This is a genomic window from Microbispora corallina (assembly GCF_016863035.1).
Taxonomy (GTDB): domain Bacteria; phylum Actinomycetota; class Actinomycetes; order Streptosporangiales; family Streptosporangiaceae; genus Microbispora; species Microbispora corallina.
In genome coordinates this window covers 109,184-134,267 of the sequence record NZ_BOOC01000023.1, presented here as the reverse complement: position 1 = coordinate 134,267, position 25,084 = coordinate 109,184, and the positions used below count along the sequence as shown (strand labels likewise).

Below are 25,084 nucleotides of genomic sequence, written 5' to 3'. Positions count from 1 at the left end.
CACCCACCCTTATGGCGCGAGTGTCGCGTGAATGGATAAATGCACATAAAAGCACGTCAAGGGCTATAAAGCGGGAAACGCGTGTGACATCTTGACGTGAACCGTTCGTAATCCTTAGCCTGATCGCGCGGTGGGAGCGTTCCCACACGCCTCACGATTGTGACCGGCTCACCCTCTCTCCCGCCCGGCCATGGGTCGCGCTCAGGCCTCAGCCGCACCATGATTAATTGCTGAACATCTGCTGACGCGAGATCCACCTGCCTGACAGGGGTACCGACGCATGGGGCAGTACGACGCACGTCCTCTTTCCGCGGCACAGGAGCGCATGTGGTTCCTGGACCGGCTCCGGCCCGGCGATCCGTCGAGTCACGTCTTCAACACCTCGCGGCTGACCGGCCCGCTCGACGCGGCCGCCTTCGACCGGGCCGTACGGGACGTGGTCGACCGGCACGAGCCCCTGCGGGCGCGCTTTCCCGGGCAGGCGGGGCACGGGGGGCGGCCGGTCCAGGTCGTCGAGCCGCCCGGGCGGTTCCGCGTGGAGCATCTCACCGCCGCGGCCGAGGACGTCCCCCGGCTGATCGAGGAGCGGACGAACCGGCCGTTCGACCTGGCCGAGGGGCCGCTGCTGCGGGCCGCGCTGATCCGCCTCGGCCCCCGCGAGCATGTTCTCTGCCTCGTCTTCCACCACATCGTCTGCGACGGCTGGTCGCTGAAGGTGTTCCTCGACGAGGTGGGAGCCCTCTACACGGCCCACACGGAGGGCAAGCCGTCGCCGCTTCCGCCGCTGGCCGCGCGCTTCCTCGACATCGCCGCCGAGCGGGCCGAGCCCGACCCGGCCTCGCTGGACTACTGGCGCGCCAATCTGTCGGGCGCTCCCGTGCTCGAACTCCCGGCCGACCGGCCACGCCCGGCCGTCCGCACCACCGCGGGCGACGACCACACGCTCCCGCTGCCCCCGGATCTCATGGCCGAGCTGCGGAGCTTCGCCGGTCGCGAGCGGTGCACGCTGTTCATGGTGTTCCTCGCGGCGTACCAGGCCGTGCTGGCCCGCTACTCCGGCCAGGACGACCTGTGCGTCGGCGCCGCCACCGCCGGCCGCGACCAGGTGGAGCACGAGCGGCTCATCGGCCTGTTCGCCGGCACGCTGGTGCTGCGCGGCGACCTGTCCGGCGACCCCTCCTTCCGGGAGATGCTCCGCCGGGCCCGCTCGGCCACCCTCCGCGCCTACCAGCACAGGCATGTGCCGTTCGAACGGATCCTGACCGAGGTCGAGGTCGACCGCGACCTCAGCAGGACGCCGCTGTTCCAGACGCTGTTCGTCCTGAACGAGATGGGCGAGCCGCTGATCCCCCTGCCCGAGGTGGAGGTGGAGCTCGTCGACGCCGAGTACCGCCAGGTGCAGACCGACCTCATGCTCGGCGTCTTCGGCGAGGGCGACGAGCGTCGCCTCGTGCTGACCTACAACACCGATCTGTTCGAGGCCGAGACGGTCGCCGGGTACGGCCGCGCCCTGCTGCGCGTGCTGGAGGCGGCGGTCGCCGACCCGCTCACCCCGTTGTCGCGGCTGCTGCCGGTGGACGGCGCCGAGCGCGACCTGCTGGTCCGGGAGCGGAACGACACCGCCCTCCCACTGCCCGCAGCGGCCACCCTGCTCGACCTGGTCGACGGGTGGGCGCTCCGGGCGCCGCAGGCCGTGGCGGTCCAGGAGGGGACGGCCCCCGGCCGGTTCACCTACGCGGAGCTCGGCGAGGCGTCGGCCCGGATCGCCCGCCGGCTCGCGGCGGAGGGCGCCGGGCCGGGGTCGGTGGTGGCGGTGCTGGCCGAGCGCTCACCCGCGACCGTGGCCGGCCTGCTCGGCGTCATGTGCTCCGGGGCCGCCTACCTGCCGCTCGACCCCGGCTACCCCCGGGCCCGGCTGTCGCTGCTGCTCGCCGACTCCGGCGCCCGCCACCTGCTCGTGGACCCCGCGGTGCCGCCCGCCGTGCTGGCCGAGGTGCTCGGCGAGGTGCCCCACGACGTGCGGGTGATCTCCCTCGACCGTCCCGGCGACCATCCCGCCGTGCCGCTCGCCGCCCCCGGCCCCGACGACCCGGCGTACGTCCTCTACACCTCGGGGTCCACCGGCCGGCCGAAGGGCGTGGTGGTGCCCCACCGGGCGCTGCTGAACTTCCTGACCGCGATGGAGAGCCTGCTCGGCGCGGGCCCGGACGACGTGTGGCTGTCGCTGACCTCGTTGTCGTTCGACATCTCCGGGCTGGAGCTCTACCTGCCGCTGACGACGGGCGGGCGGATCGTCGTCGCGGACCGGGAGGCCGCACGCGACGGCGACGCGCTGGCCCGGCTGATCGCGCGCAGCGGGGTCACCCACGTCCAGGCCACCCCGTCCGGCTGGCGGGTGCTCCTCGACGCGGCCGCCGCGGACCACGCGCCCGGCACGGGGGCGGCGCCGCGCAGCGTCACCGCGCTGGTCGGCGGCGAGGCGCTCCCGCCGGCCCTCGCCCGCGACCTGCGCGCCCGCGTCGCCCGCCTGCTCAACATGTACGGCCCGACCGAGACCACCATCTGGTCCACCGCCTGGGAGGTGCCCGCTGAGCCGCGGGGCGTCTCGATCGGGCGGCCGATCGGCAACACCCAGGTCTACGTGGTCGACGAGTCCCTCGAGCTGGTCCCGCTCGGCGTGCCAGGGGAACTGGTGATCGGCGGGCTCGGCGTGGCCACCGGCTACCTCGGGCGTCCGGCCCTCACGGCCGAGCGGTTCGTCCCCGACCCGTACGGCGCGCCGGGCGGCCGGCTCTACCGCACCGGCGACGTCGTCAGGGCGCGGCCCGACGGCACGCTCGACTACCTCGGACGGGCCGACAACCAGGTCAAGCTGCGCGGCCACCGCATCGAACCCGGCGAGATCGAGGCGGCCCTGGAGGCGCAGCCGTCGGTACGGCAGGCCGTCGTGGCCGTGCACGACGAGCGGCTGGTGGCGTACGTGGTGGGGGAGGCGGACCGCGACGACCTGGCCGCGCGCCTGCCCGCCTCGATGGTGCCCGCGGTGTTCGTGCCGATGGACGCCCTGCCGCTCACCCCTAACGGCAAGGTGGACCGCAGGGCGCTGCCCGCGCCCGAGCGTCGGCTCACGCGGGAGGGCCGTCCCCCCGCGACGGCGGCCGAGCGCCGCGTGGCGGAGGTGTTCGCCGAGGTCCTCGGCCTGGGCGCGGTCTCCGAGGTCTCCGCCGAGGACGACTTCTTCGCGCTCGGCGGCCACTCGCTGCTCGCGACCCGGGTCGTCGCCCGGCTCGGCGGGCGGGTGCCGGTGCGCGAGCTGTTCGCCCACCCGGACGTCGCGGGCCTCGCCCGCGTGCTTGAGGCGCACCTGGGCTCCGGCGACGGGCCGGGCGGCGCCGCGCCGGTCGCCGTCCCGCGCCGGCCCGAGGGGACCGCGCCCCCGCTGTCGGCGGCGCAGGAACGGCTGTGGTTCCTCCACCGGCTCGACCCCCGGGACGCGTCGTACAACATGTTCATGGTCCGCCGCCTCCGCGGTCCGCTCGACCGCGACGCGCTCGCGCGGGCGCTGGCCGCGCTGACGGACCGGCACGAGGTCCTGCGCACCCGGTACCCGGACGACCAGGGCCGTCCGCTGGCCGTCGTGGAGCCCGCCTCCGCGTCCTGCGACGTCGAGTGGCTGGAGGCGGGATCGGAGGCGGAGGCCGAGCGGCTCGTCGCCGAGCGGGTGAACGCGCCGTTCGACCTGGCCGCCGCCCTGCCGCTGCGGGCCGCGGTCGTGCGGCTCGGCCCCGGCGACCACGTCCTGTGCGTCGTGCTGCACCACATCGCGGGGGACGGCTGGTCGCTCAACGTCCTGTTCGACGACCTCGCCGCCCTGTACGCCGGGGAGCCCGGCCTCGCGCCGCTGCCCGTGCAGTACGGCGACGTGGCGCTGTGGCAGCGCTCGGCCCCGGCGGACGAGGCCCTGGCGTACTGGCGGGAGAGGCTGGCGGGGGTGCCCCCGCTCGAGCTTCCCGCGGACGCCGGAGCCGGGGCGGCGGAGGGGGGCGCCTTCCACGGCCTGCGGCTGCCGGCGGACCTCGCCGACCGCCTGGAGGCCGTGGGCCGCGAGGAGGGCGCCACGCTCTTCATGGTGCTGCTCGCGGCCTACCAGGTCCTGCTCGCCGCCCACTCCGGGCAGACGGACTTCGCGGTCGGGTCGCCCACCGCCGGCCGGGAGATCCCCGAGACCGATCCGCTCATCGGCTACCTCACCAGCACGCTCGTCCTGCGGGCCGAGCTCGACGGCGACCCCACCGTCCGCGACCTGCTGCGCCGCACGCGGGAGTCGGTGCTCGACGCGTTCGCGCACCAGGAGATCCCGTTCGAGGCGCTGCTGGCGGAGCTGGACGTCGAGCGCGACACCGGCAGGACGCCGTTGTTCCAGACGATGTTCGTGCTGCACAGCCAGGACGCCGGGCCGCGCCCGTCCTTCGCCGGGCTCGACGCCGACTTCTTCCCGGCGGGCTTCGCCCAGGCGAAGTTCGGCCTGATGCTGGAGGCCTGGCGGGATCCGGACGGCATCAGCCTGACCTTCGGCTACGACACCGCCGTGCTCGCCCCGGCGACGGTCGAGTCGATGGCCGCCCGGTTCGCCCTGCTGCTGGAGTCGCTGCGGCCGGACGTGCCGATCTCCGCGCTCCCGGCGCTGACCGAGGCCGACGAGGCCCTGCTGCGCGCCTGGTCGCGGGGTCCCGCCCTGCCGGAACGGCAGACGGTGCCCGCCATGGTCGCGCGGACCGTCGCCCGCGCCCCCGGCGCCGTCGCCGTGGAGTGCGGCGACCAGCGCGTGACGTACGCCGAGCTGGACCGCAGGGCCAGGGCGCTGGCCGCCCGGCTCACGGGCCACCGGGTCGTCGGCGTCTGCCTCGGCCCGATCCCCGACCGGGTGGCCGCCATGCTGGCCGCCTGGCACGCCGGGGCCGCGTACCTGCCGCTCGACCCCGCCTACCCGGCGGAGCGGCTGGCCCGGCTCCTCGCGGACGGAGGCGCCACCGTGGTCGTGGCCGGTCCGGACGCGCCGCTGCCGGCGACGATCCCGGTCGTCGACCCGGCCGCGGACCCCGGACCCGGAGAGCCCCCGGCTCCACAGGAACCCCGGCCGCGGGACGCCGCGTACGTGATGCACACCTCCGGGTCGACCGGCGAGCCGAAGGGCGTCGTCGTGGAGCACGGCGGGCTCGGAGCCCGGGTGGCCTGGATGCGCGAGGCGTACGGCCTGGGCCCGGGCGACCGGATCGTCCAGTTCGCCTCGCCGAGCTTCGACACCCACGCCGAGGAGATCTTCCCCGCCCTCGCGGCCGGGGCGACCGTGGTCCTGCTGCCGGGCGGCGCCGTCACGCTGCCCGACCTTCTGGCCGCGGACGCGGGCGTCACCGTGCTCGACCTGCCCACGGCGTACTGGCAGCGGCTCGCGGACCTGGCCGGCGAGATCGTCTGGCCCGAGGCGCTGCGGCTCGTCGTCATCGGCGGCGAGCAGGCCGCGGCCGAGCCGCTGGCCCGGTGGCGGGCCCGGTTCGGCGGCCGCGTCCGGGTCGTCAACACCTACGGCCCGACCGAGACGACCGTCATCGCCACCGCCGACGACCTGGACGACCTCGACGGCGGGGGACGGCCCCCGATCGGGCGGCCGATCGCGGCCACCTCGGTCCACGTGCTCGACCGGTACGGACGGCCGGCGCCGCCGGGCGCCCCCGGCGACCTGCACATCGGCGGTGCGGGGGTGGCCCGCGGGTACGCCGGACGGCCCGGGCTCACGGCCGACCGGTTCGTCCCCGACCCGTACGGCGAGCCGGGCGGGCGGCTGTACCGCACGGGCGACCGGGTCCGCTGGCGGGCCGACGGCCGGCTGGAGTTCCTGGGGCGGCTCGACGACCAGGTCAAGGTGCGGGGTCACCGGATCGAGCCCGGCGAGGTCGAGGCCCGGCTGCTGGCCCATCCCGGCGTGACGGAGGCGGCCGTCGCCGCGGCCGGCGAGATCCTGGCCGGCTACGTCGCCGGCTCCGCGACGGCCGAGGAACTGCGGGCGCACCTGGCCGTCGCCCTGCCGCCGTACATGGTGCCGGACGTGTTCGTGCGGCTGGACGCCCTGCCGCGGACGGCCGGGGGCAAGGTCGACCGCCGCGCCCTGCCCAAGCCGGAGCCCGAGCGCGAGCGGGAGTACGTCGCGCCGAGGTCCGACGCGGAGGCGCTGGTCGCCGACGTGTGGGCCGAGGTGCTCGGAGTCGGGCGCATCGGCGCGTTCGACGACTTCTTCCACCTCGGCGGCCACTCGTTGCTGGCCGTCCGGGTGGCCGCGCGGCTGCGGGCGCTGGCCGAGGTGGACATCCCGATCCGCACGCTGTTCGCCCGCCGCACGGTGGCCGACCTCGGCGCCGCCGTCGAGGACCTGCTCGTGGCGGAGCTTGAGGGGATCAGCGACGAGGACGCCCGGCTGCTGCTTGAGCGGATGGAGGAACGATGACCGGCACCCGTGCCGAGACGCCGGAGACGGTGGACGACGCCCCGGAGACAGCCCAGGGGACAGCCCAGGAGGCGGCCCCGGCGCTGTCGTCGGCGAAGCGGGCGCTGCTGGCCCAGCGGCTGCGCCGCCGGACCACGGTCAGCGCCGTCACGCCGCGGCCCGCGGGCGTGGTCCCGCCGCTGTCGCACGCGCAGGAGCGCCTGTGGTTCCTGGAGCAGTACCTGCCCGGCACCGCCGCGTACGTCGTGCCGCTGTCGGTCCGTGTCACCCGGCCGATCGACGGCGGCGCGCTCACGGAGGCGCTGCGGGGGGTGGTCGCCCGCCACGAGAGCCTGCGGATGCGCTTCGTCACCACGGACGACGGGCGGCCCGAGGTCGTCGTGGACCCCGAGCCGGCGTTCGGGCTGCGCGTCGTGGAGGCGGAGGGCGCGGACGCCGCGGGGCGGGAGGCGTGGGCGCGGCAGGCCGTCCAGGACGAGATCGCCCGCCCCTTCGACCTCGCCGCCGGCCCCCTGATCCGGGTGCTCGCCGTACGGCTCGGCGACGCCGACCACGTGCTCGCGATCACGGCGCACCACACGGTCGTCGACGGCTGGTCGTGCGAGATCCTGCTCAGGGAGCTGCTCACCCTGCACGACGCGCACCTGTCGGGCGCGCCCGTCGCGCTGCCCGAGCTGCCGGTGCAGTACGGCGACTACGCGGTCTGGCACCGGGAGCGGGCCACCGGCCCGGCGTACGAGCGCGACGTCGCCTACTGGCGCGAAACCCTCGCCGGGGTCGAGCCGCTGGAGCTGCCGGGCGACCGGCCGCGGCCCGCCGAGCAGGACGTCGCCGGCGCGGGCCTCGCGGTCGACCTCGACGCGGACCTCAGCCGCGCGGTGGCGGCGCTCGCGGCGTCCGAGGGCGCCACGACGTACATGGTCCTGCTGGCGGCGTTCCAGGCGCTGCTGCACCGCTACAGCGGGCAGACCGACTTCGCCGTCGGCTCCCCGGTCAGCGGCCGGGCGTTCCCCGAGCTGGAGAACCTGGTCGGGCTGTTCGTCAACACGCTGCCGATGCGCGCCCGGCTCGCGGGCGACCCGTCCTTCGCCGAGCTGCTCGGCCGGACCAGGGACGGCGCGCTCGACGCGTACGCCCACCAGGAGCTGCCGTTCGACCAGCTCGTCAACGAGCTCGGGGTCGAGCGGGACGTGAGCCGCTCCCCGGTCTTCCAGGTGCTGTTCTCGCTGCAGAACTACGACGGCAGGCGCGACCCCTCGGTCTCCGGGTTCCCCTTCGCGACCTCGGTGACCCGGTTCGACCTGGCGCTGTACCTCACCGAGACGCCGGACGGGCTGCGCGGCGCGTTCGTCTACCGCACGGCGCTGTTCCTCCCCGAGACGGTCGGCCGGATGGCGGGGCACCTCGAACGGCTGCTGCGCGCGGCCGTCGCCGACCCGGCCGCGCCGGTCTCCCGGCTCCGCCTGCTGTCGCCGGAGGAGGAGCGCGAGGCGCTGGCCCTCGCCGTCCCTCCGGCCGCGGCTCCGGACGCGGACGGGGCGGGCGCCGCGCCTCCTCCCGCGCTGCTCCACGACGTCCTCGCCGTCCAGGCCGCGGCCCGGCCCGGCGACGTCGCCGTCGTCTGCGGCGACCGCTCGATGACGTACGGCGAGCTGGACGCCGCCTCCGCCGCGCTGGCCGGGCGGCTGCGCGACCTCGGCGTCCGCCCGGACGACCGGGTCGCCGTCTGCCTGGAGCAGTCGGCCGAGCTGGCCCAGGCCGTGCTCGGCGTGCTGCGGGCGGGCGCCGCCTACCTGCCGCTCGACCCCGAGCAGCCCGAGGAGCGGCTGGCGTACATGGTGGCCGACGCGGGCGCGCGCGTGGTGGTGACCACGCCGGACCTGGCCGCCGGACTGCCGTTCACCCGGGACCTGACGGTCGTCGGGCCCGGAGAGGAGGGCGGCAGGACGTACGGCGATCCCGGCGTGCGGCCGGAGAACCTCGCCTACGTCATCTACACCTCCGGCACGACCGGCCGGCCGAAGGGCGTGGCCGTCCAGCACCGCGAGGTCGTGACGTACCTGACGGGCGTCCGGGAGCGGTTCGCGGTGCCGGACGGCGGCACTTTCGCGCTGCTGCAGTCGCTCGCGTTCGACTTCGGCGTCACGATCTTCTACCTGTCGCTGATGACCGGCGGCCGGCTGCGCCTCGTCCCCTCGCGGACCTCCGCGCCCGACCTCGCGTCGCTGCTCCGCGACGTCGACGTCCTCAAGATCACGCCGTCGCACCTCGCGGCGCTGCTCGCCGAGTCGGACCCGCGCGCCCTGCTGCCGCGCCGTCTGCTGCTCCTCGGCGGCGAGGCCTCCGGCTGGGAGTGGGCGCGCGACCTCGCGGCCATCGGCGGCTGCGCGGTGGCCAACCACTACGGCCCGACCGAGGCGACCGTGGGGGTCACCACGTTCGCCGTCGACCCCGTCGCGCCGGACGAGGACGTCCGCGGGGCGACGCTGCCGATCGGCCGGCCGCTCCCCGGCGCCCGGGTGTACGTCCTGGACGAGGCGCTGCGGCCGGTGCCCCCCGGCGTCCCCGGCGAGATCCACCTGGGCGGGGACCGGCTGGCCCGCGGCTACCTCGGCCGCCCCGGGCTGACGGCCGACCGGTTCCTCCCCGACCCGTACGGCGAGCCGGGCGGCCGCATGTACCGCACGGGCGACCTCGCCCGATGGCTGCCGTCCGGCGAGCTGCAGTTCCTCGGCCGCCGGGACCTGCAGGTGAAGATCCGGGGCTACCGGGTGGAGCTCGGGGAGGTCGAGGCCGTCCTGGCCGACCTGCCCGGGGTCGCCCAGGCCGCGGCCGTCCTGCGGGGAGACCGGCTGGTCGCGTACCTGACCGGGGACGTGCCCGCCGACGCGGAGCTCCGCTCCCTGCTGCGGGAACGGCTGCCCGAGTACATGATCCCCGCCCGGTTCGTCCGGCTCGACCGGCTGCCGCTGAAGTCCCACGGCAAGGTCGACCGGGCGGCGCTCCCCGACCCCGGCGCCGCCGCCCCCTTCGCCGAGGACTACGCCGAGCCGGGGACGGACCTGGAACGGGCGGTCGCCGAGATCTGGGCCGAGGTGCTGGACGTGGAGCGCGTCGGGGCGCTCGACGACTTCTTCGACTCCGGCGGGCACTCCCTGCTCGCCATGCGCGTCGTCGCCCGGCTGCGGAAGCTGGTGCCCGATCGGCCGGTGACGGTCATGGACCTGTTCCGCCACCGGACCGTCCGCGAGCTGGCCCAGCTCCTCGAGGCCGGGGAGCCCGTGGGCGGCGCCTTCCTCCTGCACCGCCTCACCCCCGCCCGCGCCGTCACGAGTGGCACCGTCGTCTGCGCGCCGTACGGCGGGGGCAACGCCCTCATCTACAAGCCGCTGGCCGACGTGCTGCCGGACGACTGGGCGCTGTACTCGATCGCCGTCCCCGGTCACGAGCTGGGGGAGGAGGCCATCCCGCTGGAGGAGCTGGCCGAGCGCTGCGTCGGGGAGATCCTGGAGAACGTCCGCGGCCCGCTCGTCCTGTACGGCCACTGCGGGCTGGGCGTGATGATCTCCGCCGAGATCGCCCGCCGGCTGGAGGCGGCCGGGCGTGAGGTGGACGCCGTGTACCTCGGCGGCATCTTCCCCTTCGCCCGTCCCCGGGGAGGGATGGCCCGGCTGGCCGACTGGATGGACCGGCTCCGCGGCGACCAGGCGATGGTCAACGCGCTCACCGCCGCCGGGCTCGACGCCGACGAGTTCGACCCCGAGCAGCTGAAGCTGATCGTCCGCAACCGGCGGGAGGGCACCAAGCAGGCCGAGCGGTACTTCACGCGCCTGTACGAGGAGCGGGCCGAGCGGCTGAATGCCCCGGTCATCGCGGTCGCCGGCGAGCGCGACCCGGCGACGGAGTTCTACCAGGAGCGCTACCGCGAGTGGCACCGCATCACCGACGTGGCCGCCGCCGCCGTGCTCGACGAGGCTGGCCACTTCTTCATGAAATATCGGGCGGAGGAGCTGGCCCGGATCGTCACCGAACTCCACCCCGCGATCCGGTCGGGGGACACGGGGCGTTTCGAACGGCGCGAGGACGCGACCTGGTGGCTCCAGGGCGTCTCCCGCCTCGGTCTCGCCGAGGGGCCGGCGTCGCAGGCGGTCTCCCGGCCGGAGCCGGACGGCGCGTCCGAGAGCGGCGCGGCCGGGCCGGAGGCGGTGCCGCAGGCGGGGCCTGACAGGGTGCCGGAGAGCGGGTCCGGATCAGCCCCGGACACACCGCCGGGCCCGGACCGCCCCGAGCCGGGCGACGGGGACCACACCGCATCGGGCGAACGTGCCCGCGACGCGCTCGGCAGCCTGGACCCCGCCACGTCGGCCGGGCGAGATCGCACCGCGCCGGGCGAAAGGGACCACGCCGTCCCGGGCGGCCTGGACGGCGCGGGACTGGGCGGGCCGCGGCCGAGCATGCGGCGCTTCCTCCTGGTCGCGGCCGGCCAGCTCGTCTCCATCACCGGGTCGGCGCTCACCGAGTTCGCCGTGCCCGTCTGGATCTACCTCACCACCGGCTCGCTGGCGAACTTCGCGCTGTTCGCCGTGATCGGCCTCGTCCCCGGCATGCTGGTGTCCCCGCTGGCCGGGGCGATCGTCGACCGGTACGACCGGCGGCGCGTGATGCTCGCGGGCGACGGCGCGGCCGGGCTCACCCAGCTCGCGCTCGGCGTGCTGTTGTGGACCGGAAACCTCCAGGTCTGGCACATCTACCCGCTGCTCGCCTGTCTGTCGGTCGCGCTCACGTTCCAGCGGCTCGCGTACGGCTCGGCCGTCCCGCAGCTCGTCCCCAAGCGCTACCTCGGCCACGCGAACGGCGTCGTGCAGATGGCGTTCGGCGTCGCCCAGCTCGCGGTGCCGCTCGTCGCGGTCGGGCTGATGGCGGCGATCGGGCTGCAGGGCATCCTCGCCTTCGACGTGGCCAGCTACACCGTCGCGTTCCTGAGCGTGCTGCTGGTCCGCTTCCCCGCGGCGATGGCCTGGCGGCGCAGGGAGACGGTCCTCGACGAGATCAAGGGCGGGTTCCGGCTCGTCTGGGGCCGGCGGCCGTTCCGCGGCATGCTCGTCTACTTCGCGGTGCTGAACGTCTTCCTGTCGCCGCTTTTCCTCATGCTGTCCCCGCTCGTCCTGGCCCAGGCGACGCTGGCGGACGTCGGGCGGGTCGCCTTCGCGGGCGGCGCCGGCGTCTTCCTCGGCGGGCTCGCGATGACGGTGTGGGGCGGCCCGCGGCGCCGCCGTCTGCGCGGCGTGCTGGTGAGCACGCTGGTCCTGGCGCTGTTCTGCCTCGTCACCGGCCTGCGGGCGAACCTCGCGCTGGTCGCGTTCGGCTCGTTCGGCATGTCGCTGGGGCTGACGTTGCTGAACGGCGTCTACGCGACGATCATCCAGGTCAAGGTGCCCCAGCGGTTCCACGGCCGGGTGATCGCGCTCAACACGCTGATCGCCTGGTCGACGCTGCCGATCGGCTTCGGCCTGGTCGCGCCGTACGGCGCCGCGGTGCTGGAGCCGCTGCTCGCGCGCGGCGGTCCGCTGGCGGGCACGGTCGGCCTGGTCATCGGCACCGGCCCCGGCCGCGGGATCGGCTTCCTGTACGTGTGCCTCGCCCTCGGGATGGCCGCGACCGCGCTGGTCGCGATGCGCGTCCCGGTGCTCGCCCGCTTCGACGACGAGATGCCCGACGCGCTGCCCGACGACCTCGTGGGGGTGGAGACGCTCCGCGCCCGCACCCCCGTCGCGGCGGCCGCCGTCCCCGCCCCCGAGAAGGAGACAGCATGAGCACCTACCGCGTCGTGGTGAACGACGAGGACCAGTACTCCCTCTGGCCCGCCGACCGGCCCGTGCCCGACGGCTGGCGTCCGGAGGGGTTCGACGGCACCCGGGAGCAGTGCCTTGGCCACATCGAGGAGGTGTGGACGGACATGCGCCCCCGCAGCCTCAGGCAGGGCGGATGACCGCGCCGGGCCGGCACCCGTTCGTCCCGGCGGCGCGGGCCGCCGGGACCCGCAGGAACTTCGGCGTCGATCGGCCGATCGGCGTGTTCTCCACCACCCCGACGGTCGCCGGCGTGGCCCGGACGACCGGCGAACCCCAGGAGGCGTGATGACGACACAGGCCGATCTCTCCGCGCGGCTGGCGGTCATGATCTCCGAGGCGTGCGACGGCGAGATCACGGCGGCGGAGATCTCCGCGGCCGACTGCTCGCTGGCCGCCCTCGGCGTCACCTCGCTGGCCCAGCTCCGGCTGATCGACGCGATCGAGGACGAGTTCGGCGTGGAGATCGACCTCGCCGGGTACGTCGACCACCTCGCGGGGCTGGACGATCTGGCGCGCTACGTCGGCGAACGGATCCACCGGTGACCCCGGTGCCCTTCCGCGCCGACGTCCCCGAGTGGACGGGGCCGCTCGCGTGGGGGCAGCGGTCGATCTGGGGCGCGATGCGCCTGGTCGGGGCGGCCGGGGACCACTACTTCAACTTCACCCGCGTCGTCCCGGTGCCGAGGGGCGCGGGGTCCCCGCCCCCCGAGACGGTGGCCCGGGCCGTCGCCATGGTGGTCGAGCGGCACGACTCGCTGCGCACGCGGGTGCGGGCCGACGGCGGCGGCGAGCCGAACCAGGTGATCGGCGGGACCGGCGGCATACCGGTCGAGGTGGCGGACGAGTCCGTGGAGACCCCGGCCGAACTGGCCGAGCGGCTGGCCGCGGACCGGTTCGACCCGGCCGCGGACTGGCCGCTGCGCGCGGGCATGACCGTCCGCGACGGCGCCGTCCGGCACGTCGTGCTGGTCTTCTGCCATGTCGCGGCCGACGGGTACGCTGGCGACGTCGTCGCGCGGGACCTGCGGCTCGCGCTGCTGCGCGGCGCGCTGTCCGGTGCGCCGGGACAGCTGCGGGACCTGGTGGCGCGGCAGGGCACGGCCGACAAGGCCCGCGGCGACCGGGCCCTGGAGTTCTGGCGGGAGCGTCTCGACGCGCTCGGCGGCCCGATCTTCGACAGGCCTCGCGAGGGGACGGGAGCGGAGGCCGGGTCGCCGCGCTACCGGCGGGCCGTCCTCGTCTCGCCGGCCCTCGACCGGGCGAGCCGCCTGCTCGCCGGCCGGTACGGCGTGAGCACCTCGACCGTGCTGCTGGCCGCCGCCTGCGCCGGGGCGGGCCGGATCGCCGGCAGGCCGGTCGCCGCGATGACGCCGCTGGTCAACAACCGGTTCCGGGCCGAGGACCGGGACCTGGTGACCTCGCTCGCGCAGCTCGGCCTGTTCGTCCTCGACGAGCCCGGCGACGGCGACCCGATGGACGCGGCCCGCTCGGCGGCCCTGCGCGCCTACCGCCACGCCTACTACGACCAGGCCGAGCTGAACCGCACGCTCGCCGGGGCCGACCCGCTGTGCTGCTTCAACGACCAGCGGCCCGCCGAGGGCGTGACGCCCGCCGGCCCGCCGCCGGACGCCGGCGAGATCCGCGCGGCCCTGCCGCTGACGGAGGAGGCGCCGGAGGACGGGCTCGACGACCTCAACTGCCGCTTCTGCGTGCACGTGACGGGCGAGCCGGACCGGCTCCGGGTGATGGTCACCGCGGACACCCGGTACGTGGCCCCCGCCGACCTCGACGCGTTCCTCCCCGCCCTGGAGCGGACCGTGGTGGAGCGGGCGCTCGCCTGACACGTCCTGGGGAGACGGCGAGGGCTCCCGCGCGGGAACGCGCGGGAGCCCTCCGGGACCTGCGGGCCTCAGGCCGAGGCGCGGATCACCAGGTGCGTGTCGAGGATGACGACCGGCTGCTCCAGCGGCTCGCCGTTGATGCGGGCGATCAGCAGCTGCACCATCTGCCGGCCCATGGCCTCGGTGGGCTGGTGAACGCTGGTGAGCGGCGGGTCGGTGTGCAGGGCCACCTTCGAGTCCTCGAACCCGATGATGGCCACGTCGTCGGGGACGACCTTGCCCCTCTCCTTGAGCACGCGCAGCGCCCCGACCGCCATCGGGTCGGAGGCCGTGAACACCGCGTCCAGGCCGGGGTGGCGCTGCAGCAGCTCGCGCATGGCCGCCGAGCCGCTCTCCTCGGAGAAGTCCCCGTAGGCGACCAGCTCGGTCATGCCGGTGGCGAGCAGCGCGTCGCGGTACCCCGCCAGACGGTCGACACCCACGCCCATGTCCTGCGGACCGGCGATGGTGGCGATCTGCGTCCTGCCCTTGGAGACCAGGTACTTGACCGCCTGCCGGGCGCCGGCCCGGTTGTCCATGTCGACGTAGCTGTACGGGTTGAGCCCGACGGGCCGGCCACCGAGGACGGTCGGCACGCCCATCTCCTCCAGCTGCCCGGGCAGGGGATCGGCGCCGTGGACCGAGGTCAGCAGGACCCCGTCCACGTGCTGCCCGGTCAGGTACTCCTCCAGGCGCTCGTGCTCGAGCCGGTTCTGCGCCATCGTCAGGATGAGCTGGAGGCCGGTCTCGGACAGCGCGGAGCCGATGCCGCGGATCAGCCCCGCGAAGTACGGCTCGTCGAACACGCGCTGCTCGGACTCCGAGACCACCAGGGCGATGGTGTCGGTCCGGTTCGTCACGAGGGTCCGAGCCGCCCGGTTGGGCACGTAGCCCAGTTCCTGGATGGCCAGCAGCACCGCGTCGCGGGCCCGGTCGCTGACCTTCGGCGACCCGTTGATCACGCGTGAGACGGTGCCGCGGCCGACGCCGGCTCGGGCGGCGACCGCCTCCAAGGTCGGTCGTCCCCCGGAGCGGCGGTCCCCGTTCATCTATACTGCCCCCTTATCGCGTCTGCGCTTATTGTGCCCGACCCAGCAGCCCGCCGTGTCTGATGGTGTCGGCGTACCATAGAGCGCTCGACTTCAGCGTCCGTACCTGGCTCTCGTAGTCGACGTAGACCAGGCCGAACCGCTTGCCGTACCCCCAGGCCCATTCGAAGTTGTCCATCAGGGACCAGGCGAAGTACCCCTGAAGCGGGACGCCCGCCTCGATGGCCGCGTGGCAGATGCGCAGGTGCGCCTCGATGTAGTCCCGGCGCTGGGGGTCGTGGATCGTGCCGTCATCCCCGAGCGCGTCGTCGAAGGCCGCGCCGTTCTCGGAGATGTAGAGCGGGATCCGGGGGTACTCGTCGACCAGCCGCGTCAGCACCTCGAACAGGCCGGCGTCGTCGATCTCCCAGCCCATCGCGGTGACCGGGCGGCCGCCGTTGACGAAGCCGACGTGCTCGCTGCCGACCCAGGGCGAGCCCGAGTCGGTCGGCGCCGCCGCCGCCGACGCCGCTCCCCCCGGCGCGCCGGACACCGTGAAGCGGCTGTAGTAGTTGACGAGCAGCATGTCGATCGGCGAGGCGATCGTGGCCAGGTCGCCGTCCTGGATGAACGCGAGGTCCGAGATGTGGCCCAGGTCCTCCAGCACGTCCTCCGGGTAGGCGCCCTTGAGCAGGGCGTCGAGGAAGAACCGGTTCTGCAGGCCGTCGATCCGCCGGGCCGCGTCCCTGTCGGCCTCGCTGCCGGTGGCGGGGGAGATCGCGTAGAGGTTCACGCACCCGCCGATCTGCGAGTCCGCGCTCTGCGCCCGCATCGCCTGGACGGCGAGGCCGTGCGCGAGGTTCAGGTGGTGGGCCGCCCGCAGGGCCGCCTCCGGCTCGCGCCGCCCGGGGGCGTGCTCACCCGACGCGTACCCGAGGAACGCCGCGCACCACGGCTCGTTGACCGTGCTCCAGTTCCTGACCCGGTCGGCCAGCTCGGCGTGAACGGTCGCGGCGAAGTCGGCGAAGCGCTTCGACGTGTCGCGTGCGGGCCACCCGCCCGCGTCCTCCAGAGACTGCGGCAGGTCCCAGTGGTACAGCGTCAGCCAGGGGTCGATGCCGTAGCTGAGCAGCTCGTCGACGAGCCTCTTGTAGAAGTCGAGGCCCTTCGCGTTGTACGACCCCGAGCCGTCCGGCTGGATCCGCGGCCAGGAGACCGAGAACCGGTAGGCGGACAGGCCGAGGTCGGCCATCAGCCGCACGTCGTCCCGGTACCGGTTGTAGTGGTCGATCGCGATCTCCGCGTTGTGCGCCTCGACGATCCGGCCGGCCTGACTGCAGAAGGAGTCCCAGATGGAGGTGCCCCGACCGTCCGCCGTGATCGAGCCCTCGATCTGGTAGGCGGAGGTGGCGGCCCCCCAGACGAACCCCGTGGGGAACATCAGGCTCGGGATCTCTGTCTCGGGTCGTGTGCCGTGCGTTGTCACGCTTTGACTGCACCTTCCATGAGTCCGCCGATGATCTGTCGGCCGAACACGACGAAAACGACGATGAGCGGGAGAATCGACATCGCCGTACCGCTGAAGATCAGCACGTAGTCCGTGCCGTACTTGGCGTTCAGAGAGTTGATGGCGACCTGGACGGTCGGGTTGTCCGGAGTCAGCACGATCAGCGGCCACAGGAAGTCGTTCCAGGTCAGCATGAACGTGTTGATGCCCAGCACCGCCATGCCCGGCCGGACGGCCGGGAGGATGACGTTCCACCAGATGCGCAGGGTGGAGGCGCCGTCGACCCGCGCGGCCTCGACGAGCTCGTTCGGCACGGCCTGCTCGGTGTACTGCGTCATGAGGAAGACGCCGAAGCCGTTCAGCAGGTACGGCAGGATGACGGCCTTGAGCGTGCCGACCCACTCCAGGCTGACCATCAGGCGGTACAGCGGCACGATGCCCATCTGCTGGAGCGGGACCATCATGGTGACCAGGACCAGCAGGAGGAGCACCCGGCCGCCACGGAAGCGCAGCCGCGCGAACGCGAACCCGGCGAAGGTCGAGATCAGCACGACGGAGAGCGTGACCGTGCACGCGATGAGCACCGAGTTGGTCAGGCCGGCCATGTAGTGCGCGTCGGGGTTGGACAGCACCCGCTGGATGTTCGCCCCGAGGTTGCCGCCCGGCAGGAACGGCGGCGGGATGTCGGTGGCCTCGCGGTTGGTGCGGGAGGCGATGACGAGCATCCAGTAGAGCGGGAACGCCGACACGATGAGCGTGACGGCGATCACGATCTTGGTCAGCGGCGTCGCCGTCCAGAGGTTGGTCACCCCGCCCGAGGGCTTCGCGCGGCGCCTTCTGGTGTCTGCGGGCGCGGAGAGCGTGGTCACTTGTTGCCCCCGATCCGGCGGATGAGCATGAAGTTGATGAACGATCCGATGAGGATCATCAGGAACAGCAGCCACGCGGCCGCGGACGCGTAGCCGTAGTCGAACTCCCGGAAGCCCTGCTCGACGATGAACATCGACACGGTCTGGAACTGGCTGTTCGTGCCGCCGTGGACGTTGCCGCCGTAGAACGTGGTGGGCTCCGAGAAGAGCGTGAGGCCGCCGATGGTGGAGTTCAGGATCACGAAGATCATGGTGGGCCGCAGCATCGGCACCGTGATCTGCCAGAACTGCCGGCGGCGGGACGCGCCGTCGATGGACGCCGCCTCGTACAGGTCCCGGGGGATGGTCTGCATGCCGGCGAGGAAGATGATCGCGTTGTAGCCCGTCCACCGCCAGTCGATCATCGTGGAGATCGCCAGCCAGGAGGGGAGGCGCTCGGTCTTCCAGCTGACCGGGTCGACCCCGAACCAGCTGAGGACCCAGTTGATCACGCCCCAGTCGCGGCCGTACAGCTGGGTGAAGACCACGGCGACCGCGACGACCGAGGTGACGAGGGGGAGCAGCACCCCCAGGCGGACGAACAAGCGGCCCCTGATGCGCTTGTTCAGCGCGTTCGCCAGCAGCAGCGCCAGCAGCATCTGCGGCACGGTGGCGATGACGAACATCCCGAGCGTGTTGACGACCGCGTTCCAGAACGCGCTGTCGGTCAGCAGGGCCGCGTAGTTGCCGAGCCCCGTCCACTTGGTCGTGCCCGTGAGGTCGTACTTGTAGAGCGAGTAGTAGAGCGTGAAGCCCAGGGGGAAGATGCCGAACAGCAGGAAGAGCAGGTAGTACGGCGAGATGAGGAGGTACGGCGCCGCCTTGAGGTCGATCCACGACAGGAAGGACCGGGTCGGGCGCGTGCGGCCGTGCCTCCTCGGGGGAGGGGCGGGGGTCCGGGCGGCCGGCCCCGCGTCGACGTGCAGGCTCATGCGTTACCTTTCAGCGGAAGCAGGCGACCGGCCCGCCGGCGGGGATGCCGCCGCGGCGGGCCGGTGCTCACCTGTCGGGCGTGGAGATCAGCCCGCAGCCTTCACGGCGTCGTCGACCAGCTTCTGCCAGGCCTGCGCGTAGGGGACCGAGCCGTCGTCGAGGGCCGAGATGACCGACTCGACCGCGTTCTTCACCTGGGCGTGCTTGACGCCGAGGAAGACCGGCTGGAGCGCGGAGGCCGACTTGGCGAAGATGTCGCCGACCGGGGCGTTGTTGAAGTACTCGTTCTTCGCGCCCTGGACCGCCGGGTCCTGCTGAGCCTCGGTGTTGCTCGGCATGTTGCCGCTGTAGTTGAAGACGCTGACCTGCGCGTCCTTGCCGGTCAGGTAGTCGAGGACCTGCGCGGCCTCCTTGGGGTGCTTCGACTGCTTGGGAACGGCGAGCCAGGAGCCGCCCCAGTTGCCGCCGCCGCCCGGAACCGCCGCGACGTCCCACTTGCCCTTGAGCTCGGGACCGGCGGCGTCGTCACCGCTCACCACGCCGAGCATCCAGGACGGGCAGCCGAGGGTCGCGAACTGCGACTTCTTCATGCCGGTCTTCCACTCGTCGGTGAAGTTGCGCAGCTTGGCCGTGAGGCCGTCCTGGCTGATCTTCACCGCGAAGTCGTAGGCCGACTTGACCGCGGGGTTCTTGTCGACGATCAGGTTGTTGTTCGTGTCGAAGTAGGAGACGTTGCCGTTCTTGGCGGCCTCCTGCACCAGGACCACGTTGTAGAGCGTGTTGGTGCCGTCGACGAACTTGGTGTCCTTGACCTTCGCCTGGAACTTCTCGCCGACCTTGATGAAGTCGTCCCACGTCGGCCAGAGCTTGCTGACCTCGTCGCGGTCGCCGGGCAGCCCGGCCTTCTCGAACAGGTCGCGGCGGTAGCACAGGCTCATGCCGCCGATGTCGGTGCCCAGGCCGAACAGCTTGCCGTCGGCGGTGATGCCGTTCTGCCACTTCCAGTCCGCGTAGGTGGACTTGCGGCTGTCCAGGCCGTACTCCTTCAGGTCGGCCCACCACTCGGGGTGTGCCTTGGCGAGGCCCATGCCGCCCTCGTCGATGCCGACGACGTCGCCGGCGCCCGCGCCGGACTGCAGCCACTGGATCATCTGCGGCCAGTAGACCTGCTCGAACTGGTCGGTCAGGTTGTCATTCTTGATCTTGATGTCGTTGTGGGAGGCGTTCCACTTGTCGACCGCCTCCTTGTAGCCGAAGTTCTTGCCGCCGCCGAACGTCTGCACCGTGATGGTGATCGGGGCGGCGCCGGCCGAGGACCCGCCCGAAGCAGAGGTCCCGCCGTTGTCGCCCGAACCGCTACAGGCGGCGGTTACGCCGAGCGCCAGCGTCGCCACTGCGGCGATCGCCAGCATCCTGCCCCGGCGCGCGTTGTCAATCATTCCGGACCCCTCTCAGGTGGTATCCCGAATCTCGTGGGAGGTGCATCCCAGGCCGGTCCCCGACTTCACGGCCCGTGATCGATGGGTGTTCAATGTGCGTGGGCACTGTTGGGAGCGCTCCCACGAAGGGTCCTCTATGAGCAACGCGGGCGTCAATATGCTGAAACCTAACTGTTACTCCGGGGGTGGTTAGGACCGGTGAACCGTACATTACCGGACATAGCGGGCTTGGGAGCGCTCCCAAATACATACGGGGAGGAAAGGATGAGCGGCCACCACCCGTGAGGTGATGGCCGCAATCCCCCTATCGGGTCCGCGGGGGCGGCGCCCGCGGGCCCTCCACGCCGAACGCGTCCAGACCGCCCAGGCCGTCCACGATCCGGCACCCCATTCCCGTGCAGATCCGCAGCAGCGCCAGCCGGGCCGACAGCTGCGCCAGCAGTCCGGGGCCGGCGGCCGACGCGAGGTTGTGCATCTCCGCCGGATCGAACCAGAGGTCGTACAACTGCCGCTCTCCCGTGGCGTACTGCACGTAGGCGTACCGGCCGGTGCGCAGAACGGCGTACGAGGGCGGCGAGAACGGCGAGTACGCGGCGTGGGAGAACTCCACCAGCAGCGCGTCCCGCCAGGGGACGTCGGCGCCGCGCAGCAGCGGGACCAGCGAGCGTCCCTCCGCCCACCACGGCACGGCGGCCCCGCCGAGCTCGGCGAACGTCGGCGCGAGGTCGACGGTCGAGGCGAGGGGGGTCAGCGTGGCGCCCGGCGCGACGCCCGGCCCCCTCACCACCATCGGCACCCGGATGTCCTCCTCGAAGGGCGTGGTCTTGCCGGGCCGGAGCCGGTGCTGCCCGAGGTGGAAGCCGTTGTCGGAGGTGAAGAAGATGTAGGTGTCGTCGAGCCGGCCCGCCCTCGCCAGCGCGGAGACGAGCGCGCCGACCATGTCGTCCACGCCGAGCATCGCCCTGAGCCTGTCCTGGTGCACCCGGTCGATCCGGGCGGTCTCCCTGGCCGACAGCGGCGGCCGCTCGCGCAGCCACCGCGGCTCCGCCGACAGGTCGGCCTGGTCGAACGAGGCCGTGCGCGGCGCGCGCTCGCCCGAGAAGGCGTCCGCGTGGCGGGGCGCGTAGTGGGCCGGCAGGTGCGGCGCGATGGGGGCGAGGTAGAGGAAGAAGGGGCCGGGACCGGAGACGAACTGGCCGGCCTTCGCGCCGAGCACGTCCTCCAGGTAGTCGCCGGGCGCGTGGCCGTACTGGCGGACCGCGCCGTTCTCGTTGAGCGCGTAGCCGTACTCCTGGTAGAGCCGCGTCACCGGGACGTCCCACTCGTCCCAGCCGGGCGGCACGTACGTCCGCGGCGCGCCCTTCGGATACTGGTTGAGGTACTTGCCCATGAGGCCGGTGCGGTAGCCGGCGTCGTGCATCCAGGTGCCGACGGTCGACCCCTCCATGCCCCGGAACCTGGGGAAGCCGCCAGTAGGCGCCCGGTTGCTCTCCACGTGATGGCTGTGGACGTACTGGGAGCGCAGCAGCGACGAGCGCGACGGGCAGCACCAGGGGTTGGTGACGAAGAAACGGGAGAACGAGGCGCCCTGCCGGACCAGCAGGTTCGCGATGTTGGGGAAGTGCTGCAGATCGGACGTGTCAAGGTCGTCGGTCAGGATCAGCACGATGTTGGGGCGGCCCGGCGGGTCCGGCACGCCGCGCGCCGCGCCGGTGAGGGCGAGGCACGCGACGAGCGCGAGCGCGAGGGCGAGCCACCGTCGCCCGGATCCTTTCGGCAGGGGCATGGCCCTTTTCCTTGCCACCGGCCCATCAGCGGAAACGTGCGCGCCGTGTTCGAGGCGACACGCGGTGTACGCTCCCGATGGCCTCTTATCCGAAGGTCGCCGGGTTCGGCCCGAGGCGGCGTCCCGCGTCGAGCGCGTCGACGGCCGCCATCTCCTCGGGGCTCAGCTCGAAGTCGAACACGTCGATGTTCTCGGCGATCCGCGACGGCGTCACCGACTTCGGGATGACCACGTTGCCGAGCTGGAGGTGCCAGCGCAGCACCACCTGGGCGGCCGTCTTCCCGTGGCGGGCGCCGATTTCGGCCAGGACGGGAAGGTCGAGCAGGCCCCTGCCCTGGCCCAGCGGGCTCCACGCCTCGGTCGCGATGCCGTGCTCGGCGTGGAAGGCGCGCAGCTCACGCTGCGGCAGCCAGGGGTGCAGCTCGATCTGGTTGACGGCGGGCACGACGTCCGTCTCGTCGAGCAGGCGCCGCAGTGCCTCCACCGTGAAGTTGGACACCCCGATCGCCCGCACCCGTCCCTCGGCGTACAGCTTCTCCAGGGCCCGCCACGCCTGGACGTACTTCCCCTGGCGGGGGGCCGGCCAGTGGATCAGGTAGAGGTCCAGCACGTCGAGGCCGAGCCGGTCCATGCTCGCGTCGAAGGCCCGCAGCGCCTTGTCGGAGTCGTGCTCGTCGTTCCACAGCTTCGTGGTGACGAACAGCTCGTCGCGGGGGAGTCCCGAGGCGTGGACGGCCCGGCCGACCCCGCGCTCGTTGTGGTACAGCTTCGCGGTGTCGACGCCGCGGTAGCCCTGCTCGAGCGCGGTGAGGACGGCCTTCTCGGCCTCGCCGTCGCTCACCTGCCATACGCCGAGCCCCAGCCGCGGCATGACGACACCGTTGTTCAACGTGATGAGATCCATGCGCACCATGCTCTCGCAGGTGAACGCGTGGATCCCGTTGGGGTCTGTTCACCCCGAGTTCCCGCTCATGTCGTGTTCGCGCGCTAGTGTGAGCGCGTCGTGAACGTGTCATTACGCCGCGTGGAGAACGAGGGTCGGCGCCACGCCGGTGAACAGGGGTCGGCTGTCGCGTGGGTGGAGTCCCCGCTGCAGCTGTTGTGCGTGGTCGAGGCGCATCATGCCGGCGTCCTGGGCCCGTCCACGCGCGTGGTGCCGAGGGCCGGTCTGCCCGCCCTGCGGATGACCCGCCGTGAGCTCAAGCGCCTCGGCCTGCCCGAGGGTCTGGAGTTCGCCGAGCCGTCCGACCGCATGCCGCGGCCCTCCCGCACCTGGGCCGTGGGCGACGCGTTCTCCGGGCGCGTCCAGCTCGCGCTGGCCACGGCGCAGCCCGGCCGCACGATCCTCGTCGACGACGGCCTCGCCACGATCCGCCTGCTGGAGCTGCTGGTCGCCCGTCGTCCGCTGCTGCGCGCGCGGGCCAGGGCGACCCCGGGGCGCGTGCTGCTCGGCGCCGCCGCCGCCGTCCGGCTGCGCACCCGCAAGCCGACGGTCTTCACCGCGCTCCCGGTCCCCGACGACCTGGCCGAGGCGGTGCGGTCCCGGGGGGCCCGGCTGGTGCGGCACGACTTCGCCTGGCTGCGCTCCCAGCCCGCCGACCGGCCGCCGGACGAGCGGACCGTCGTGCTCGGCACCTCGCTGGTCCGCAACGGGCTCATCCACCGCGACCGCTACCTGCGCTGGCTCGAACGGCTGGAGGAGCCGGTCGCCTACTACCCCCACCGCAGGGAGGACCCCCGCGACCTCGACCGGGTCCGCAGGATCGAGGGCCTGACGGTGTACGACGCCGGCGTGCCCGCCGAGATGACCCTGCGCGACCTGCGGCCCGACCAGCGCGTGCTCAGCCTGCCGTCCACGGCGGTGACCTCCCTGCGCGTCCTGCTGTCGGCGCGCGGCGTGTCGGTCGAGAGCGTCGACGTCCCCGACGACTGGTGGACGGCCTCGGCCGGGCCGTCGCTCCGCTCCCACCTCCAGATCTTCGCTCACGACCCCTCCGCGAACGCTCCCCGAAAGGTCGCTCCTTGACCCGTCTGCTCGCCGTGGCCGACTCCGACTCGTACCTCAAGTGGGCCGCAGGCCTGCTCGACGCGCTCCCGGAGGGGTGGACCACCGATCTCGCCGTCGTCCGCACGCCGATCACCCCCTCGGACGGCCAGATCGCGGCGGCGGTGAGCGGAACCAGGAGCGCCGGCCCGGGGGGAGACGTCGCGCCGCCCGTGTTGACCGCGCGGCAGTTGCGCCGCGCCGCCGAGCGGTTCCGGCCCGACGCGATCCTCCTGGCCTGCACCGGTCCCGTGGTCGACGCGCTCGCGGCCGAGATCCTGGCCGGGCTGACCCCGCGCCCGGTGCTGGTGTCCGGGCTGCCCGGCATCTCGGTGCCCGCCACGGAGAAGGCCTGGCTGTTCCGCAGCGGCTGCGACCTGTTCGTGGTGCACAGCGGCCGGGAGGTCGCCGAGTTCTCCGCCATCGGCCGCGAGCTCGGCGGCGGAGGCGGGGTGGCGCTGGCCCGCCTGCCGTACCTCGACCTCGGGGCGCCTCCGGTGGGGGAGCGCGACCGGGTGATCTTCGCGACCCAGGCGAAGGTGCCGCGGCGGCGCGAGGAGCGGGAGTCGGTCCTGCTCGCGCTGGCCGCGCTGGCGGAGGCCCGGCCCGACCTCGACGTGGTCGTCAAGCTGCGCGCCCGCGACGACGAGCGGCAGACGCACAACGAGCGCCACCACTACGAGCGGCTCTGGCGGGAGATGGCCGCCGCGGGCCGGGTGCGCCAGGACGCGGTCCGCTTCGCCGCGGGGCCGATGCACGAGCACCTCACGCACGCCGCCGGGTTCGTCACGGTCAGCTCGACCGCCGCCCTGGAGGCCATCGCCCAGAACGTGCCCCTGCTCGTGCTGTCCGACTTCGGCGTCAGCGCGGAGATGATCAACCTGGTCTTCGAGGGCAGCGGCTGCCTCGGCACGCTGGAGGACCTGGCCAAGGCCGACTTCCGCACCCCGGCCGCCGACTGGTGCCAGGCCAACTACTTCCACGACTCCTCGGCCACCGACTGGGCAGGCCGCGTCGCCGCCCTGGTGGACGACGCTCGGGCGGGCCGCCTGGTCCCGGCCCGCTCCCTGCTCGACGGGCCCGAGCACGCCGCCGCCCGCCGCCGCGCCCGCCTCCGGCTTGAGGTGCCGCCCAAGGTCCTGCGGTACGGCTACCGCGCCAAGCGGCGGATGCGCCGCTACCTCAAGGCGTTCTGACGCGCACGCCGT

Annotated in this window: 15 protein-coding genes; 8 read left to right on the top strand and 7 right to left on the bottom strand. The window is 73.4% G+C overall.

Translation table 11 applies throughout. The annotated features are described in order from the left end of the window. Window positions 1-280: 280 nt before the first annotated feature. From Mco01_RS23110 to Mco01_RS23080, 6 genes are read left to right on the top strand one after another with little or no spacing between them, the layout of a single operon-like run. On the top strand, window positions 281-6,499 hold the full coding sequence (locus Mco01_RS23110) for a non-ribosomal peptide synthetase (protein WP_275410547.1): 6,219 nt from the start codon (window positions 281-283) through the stop codon (window positions 6,497-6,499). Continuing rightward, window positions 6,496-12,312 (top strand): non-ribosomal peptide synthetase/MFS transporter, encoded by a 5,817-nt coding sequence (locus Mco01_RS23105; RefSeq protein WP_239103849.1) that lies wholly within the window; start codon window positions 6,496-6,498, stop codon window positions 12,310-12,312. The genes Mco01_RS23110 and Mco01_RS23105 overlap by 4 nt, the downstream gene beginning before the upstream one ends. Next, complete coding sequence (locus Mco01_RS23095) at window positions 12,309-12,488, top strand: MbtH family protein (protein WP_036320099.1); 180 nt, start codon at window positions 12,309-12,311, stop codon at window positions 12,486-12,488. Before Mco01_RS23105 ends, Mco01_RS23095 begins: the two co-directional genes overlap by 4 nt. Then, on the top strand, window positions 12,485-12,637 hold the full coding sequence (locus Mco01_RS23090) for a hypothetical protein (RefSeq protein WP_204058982.1): 153 nt from the start codon (window positions 12,485-12,487) through the stop codon (window positions 12,635-12,637). The genes Mco01_RS23095 and Mco01_RS23090 overlap by 4 nt, the downstream gene beginning before the upstream one ends. Continuing rightward, window positions 12,637-12,894 carry an acyl carrier protein gene (locus tag Mco01_RS23085; RefSeq protein WP_204058981.1) on the top strand — a complete coding sequence of 86 codons (258 nt, stop codon included), beginning with the start codon at window positions 12,637-12,639 and terminating at the stop codon, window positions 12,892-12,894. The genes Mco01_RS23090 and Mco01_RS23085 overlap by 1 nt, the downstream gene beginning before the upstream one ends. Beyond that, the gene (locus tag Mco01_RS23080; RefSeq protein ID WP_204058980.1) at window positions 12,891-14,192 is read left to right on the top strand and encodes a condensation domain-containing protein; all 1,302 of its coding nucleotides are present in this window, start codon (window positions 12,891-12,893) and stop codon (window positions 14,190-14,192) included. The genes Mco01_RS23085 and Mco01_RS23080 overlap by 4 nt, the downstream gene beginning before the upstream one ends. Before the next feature lie 68 nt (window positions 14,193-14,260). Here the strand turns inward: Mco01_RS23080 and Mco01_RS23075 are convergent, their stop codons facing one another. From Mco01_RS23075 to Mco01_RS23045, 7 genes are all read right to left on the bottom strand, one after another. After that, entirely contained in the window at window positions 14,261-15,280 is a 1,020-nt protein-coding gene (locus tag Mco01_RS23075) for a LacI family DNA-binding transcriptional regulator (protein ID WP_204058979.1), read from the bottom strand. A gap of 28 nt (window positions 15,281-15,308) precedes the next feature. Further along, window positions 15,309-16,700, bottom strand: coding sequence for a GH1 family beta-glucosidase (locus Mco01_RS23070; protein ID WP_204059023.1), 1,392 nt, complete (start codon window positions 16,698-16,700; stop codon window positions 15,309-15,311). 41 nt (window positions 16,701-16,741) lie between these two features. Beyond that, window positions 16,742-17,635: a carbohydrate ABC transporter permease gene (locus Mco01_RS23065; RefSeq protein WP_239103848.1), complete on the bottom strand. Its 894-nt coding sequence runs from the start codon at window positions 17,633-17,635 to the stop codon at window positions 16,742-16,744. Further along, window positions 17,632-18,606, bottom strand: a complete 975-nt coding sequence (locus tag Mco01_RS23060; RefSeq protein ID WP_204058978.1) for a carbohydrate ABC transporter permease — start codon at window positions 18,604-18,606, stop codon at window positions 17,632-17,634. Before Mco01_RS23060 ends, Mco01_RS23065 begins: the two co-directional genes overlap by 4 nt. Window positions 18,607-18,693: 87 nt before the next feature. Next, window positions 18,694-20,046: an ABC transporter substrate-binding protein gene (locus Mco01_RS23055; RefSeq protein WP_204058977.1), complete on the bottom strand. Its 1,353-nt coding sequence runs from the start codon at window positions 20,044-20,046 to the stop codon at window positions 18,694-18,696. 304 nt (window positions 20,047-20,350) lie between these two features. Next, the gene (locus Mco01_RS23050) at window positions 20,351-21,832 is read right to left on the bottom strand and encodes a sulfatase family protein (protein ID WP_204058976.1); all 1,482 of its coding nucleotides are present in this window, start codon (window positions 21,830-21,832) and stop codon (window positions 20,351-20,353) included. 85 nt (window positions 21,833-21,917) lie between these two features. Next, window positions 21,918-22,736, bottom strand: coding sequence for an aldo/keto reductase (locus Mco01_RS23045; protein WP_204058975.1), 819 nt, complete (start codon window positions 22,734-22,736; stop codon window positions 21,918-21,920). Window positions 22,737-22,856: 120 nt separating this feature from the next. Between Mco01_RS23045 and Mco01_RS23040 the strand changes: the two genes are divergently transcribed. Then, on the top strand, window positions 22,857-23,858 hold the full coding sequence (locus Mco01_RS23040; protein ID WP_239103847.1) for a hypothetical protein: 1,002 nt from the start codon (window positions 22,857-22,859) through the stop codon (window positions 23,856-23,858). Then, window positions 23,855-25,072 (top strand): DUF6716 putative glycosyltransferase, encoded by a 1,218-nt coding sequence (locus tag Mco01_RS23035; protein ID WP_204058974.1) that lies wholly within the window; start codon window positions 23,855-23,857, stop codon window positions 25,070-25,072. The genes Mco01_RS23040 and Mco01_RS23035 overlap by 4 nt, the downstream gene beginning before the upstream one ends. Window positions 25,073-25,084 lie beyond the last annotated feature (12 nt).

Bases quoted from the DNA above. Each gene is read 5' to 3' on its own strand.
- Mco01_RS23110 (WP_275410547.1), top strand. From the start codon at position 281: ATGGGGCAGTACGACGCACGTCCTCTTTCCGCGGCACAGGAGCGCATG.
- Mco01_RS23105 (WP_239103849.1), top strand. From the start codon at position 6,496: ATGACCGGCACCCGTGCCGAGACGCCGGAGACGGTGGACGACGCCCCG.
- Mco01_RS23095 (WP_036320099.1), top strand. From the start codon at position 12,309: ATGAGCACCTACCGCGTCGTGGTGAACGACGAGGACCAGTACTCCCTC.
- Mco01_RS23090 (WP_204058982.1), top strand. From the start codon at position 12,485: ATGACCGCGCCGGGCCGGCACCCGTTCGTCCCGGCGGCGCGGGCCGCC.
- Mco01_RS23085 (WP_204058981.1), top strand. From the start codon at position 12,637: ATGACGACACAGGCCGATCTCTCCGCGCGGCTGGCGGTCATGATCTCC.
- Mco01_RS23075 (WP_204058979.1), bottom strand. From the start codon at position 15,280: ATGAACGGGGACCGCCGCTCCGGGGGACGACCGACCTTGGAGGCGGTC.
- Mco01_RS23070 (WP_204059023.1), bottom strand. From the start codon at position 16,700: ATGTTCCCCACGGGGTTCGTCTGGGGGGCCGCCACCTCCGCCTACCAG.
- Mco01_RS23060 (WP_204058978.1), bottom strand. From the start codon at position 18,606: ATGAGCCTGCACGTCGACGCGGGGCCGGCCGCCCGGACCCCCGCCCCT.
- Mco01_RS23055 (WP_204058977.1), bottom strand. From the start codon at position 20,046: ATGATTGACAACGCGCGCCGGGGCAGGATGCTGGCGATCGCCGCAGTG.
- Mco01_RS23050 (WP_204058976.1), bottom strand. From the start codon at position 21,832: ATGCCCCTGCCGAAAGGATCCGGGCGACGGTGGCTCGCCCTCGCGCTC.
- Mco01_RS23045 (WP_204058975.1), bottom strand. From the start codon at position 22,736: ATGGATCTCATCACGTTGAACAACGGTGTCGTCATGCCGCGGCTGGGG.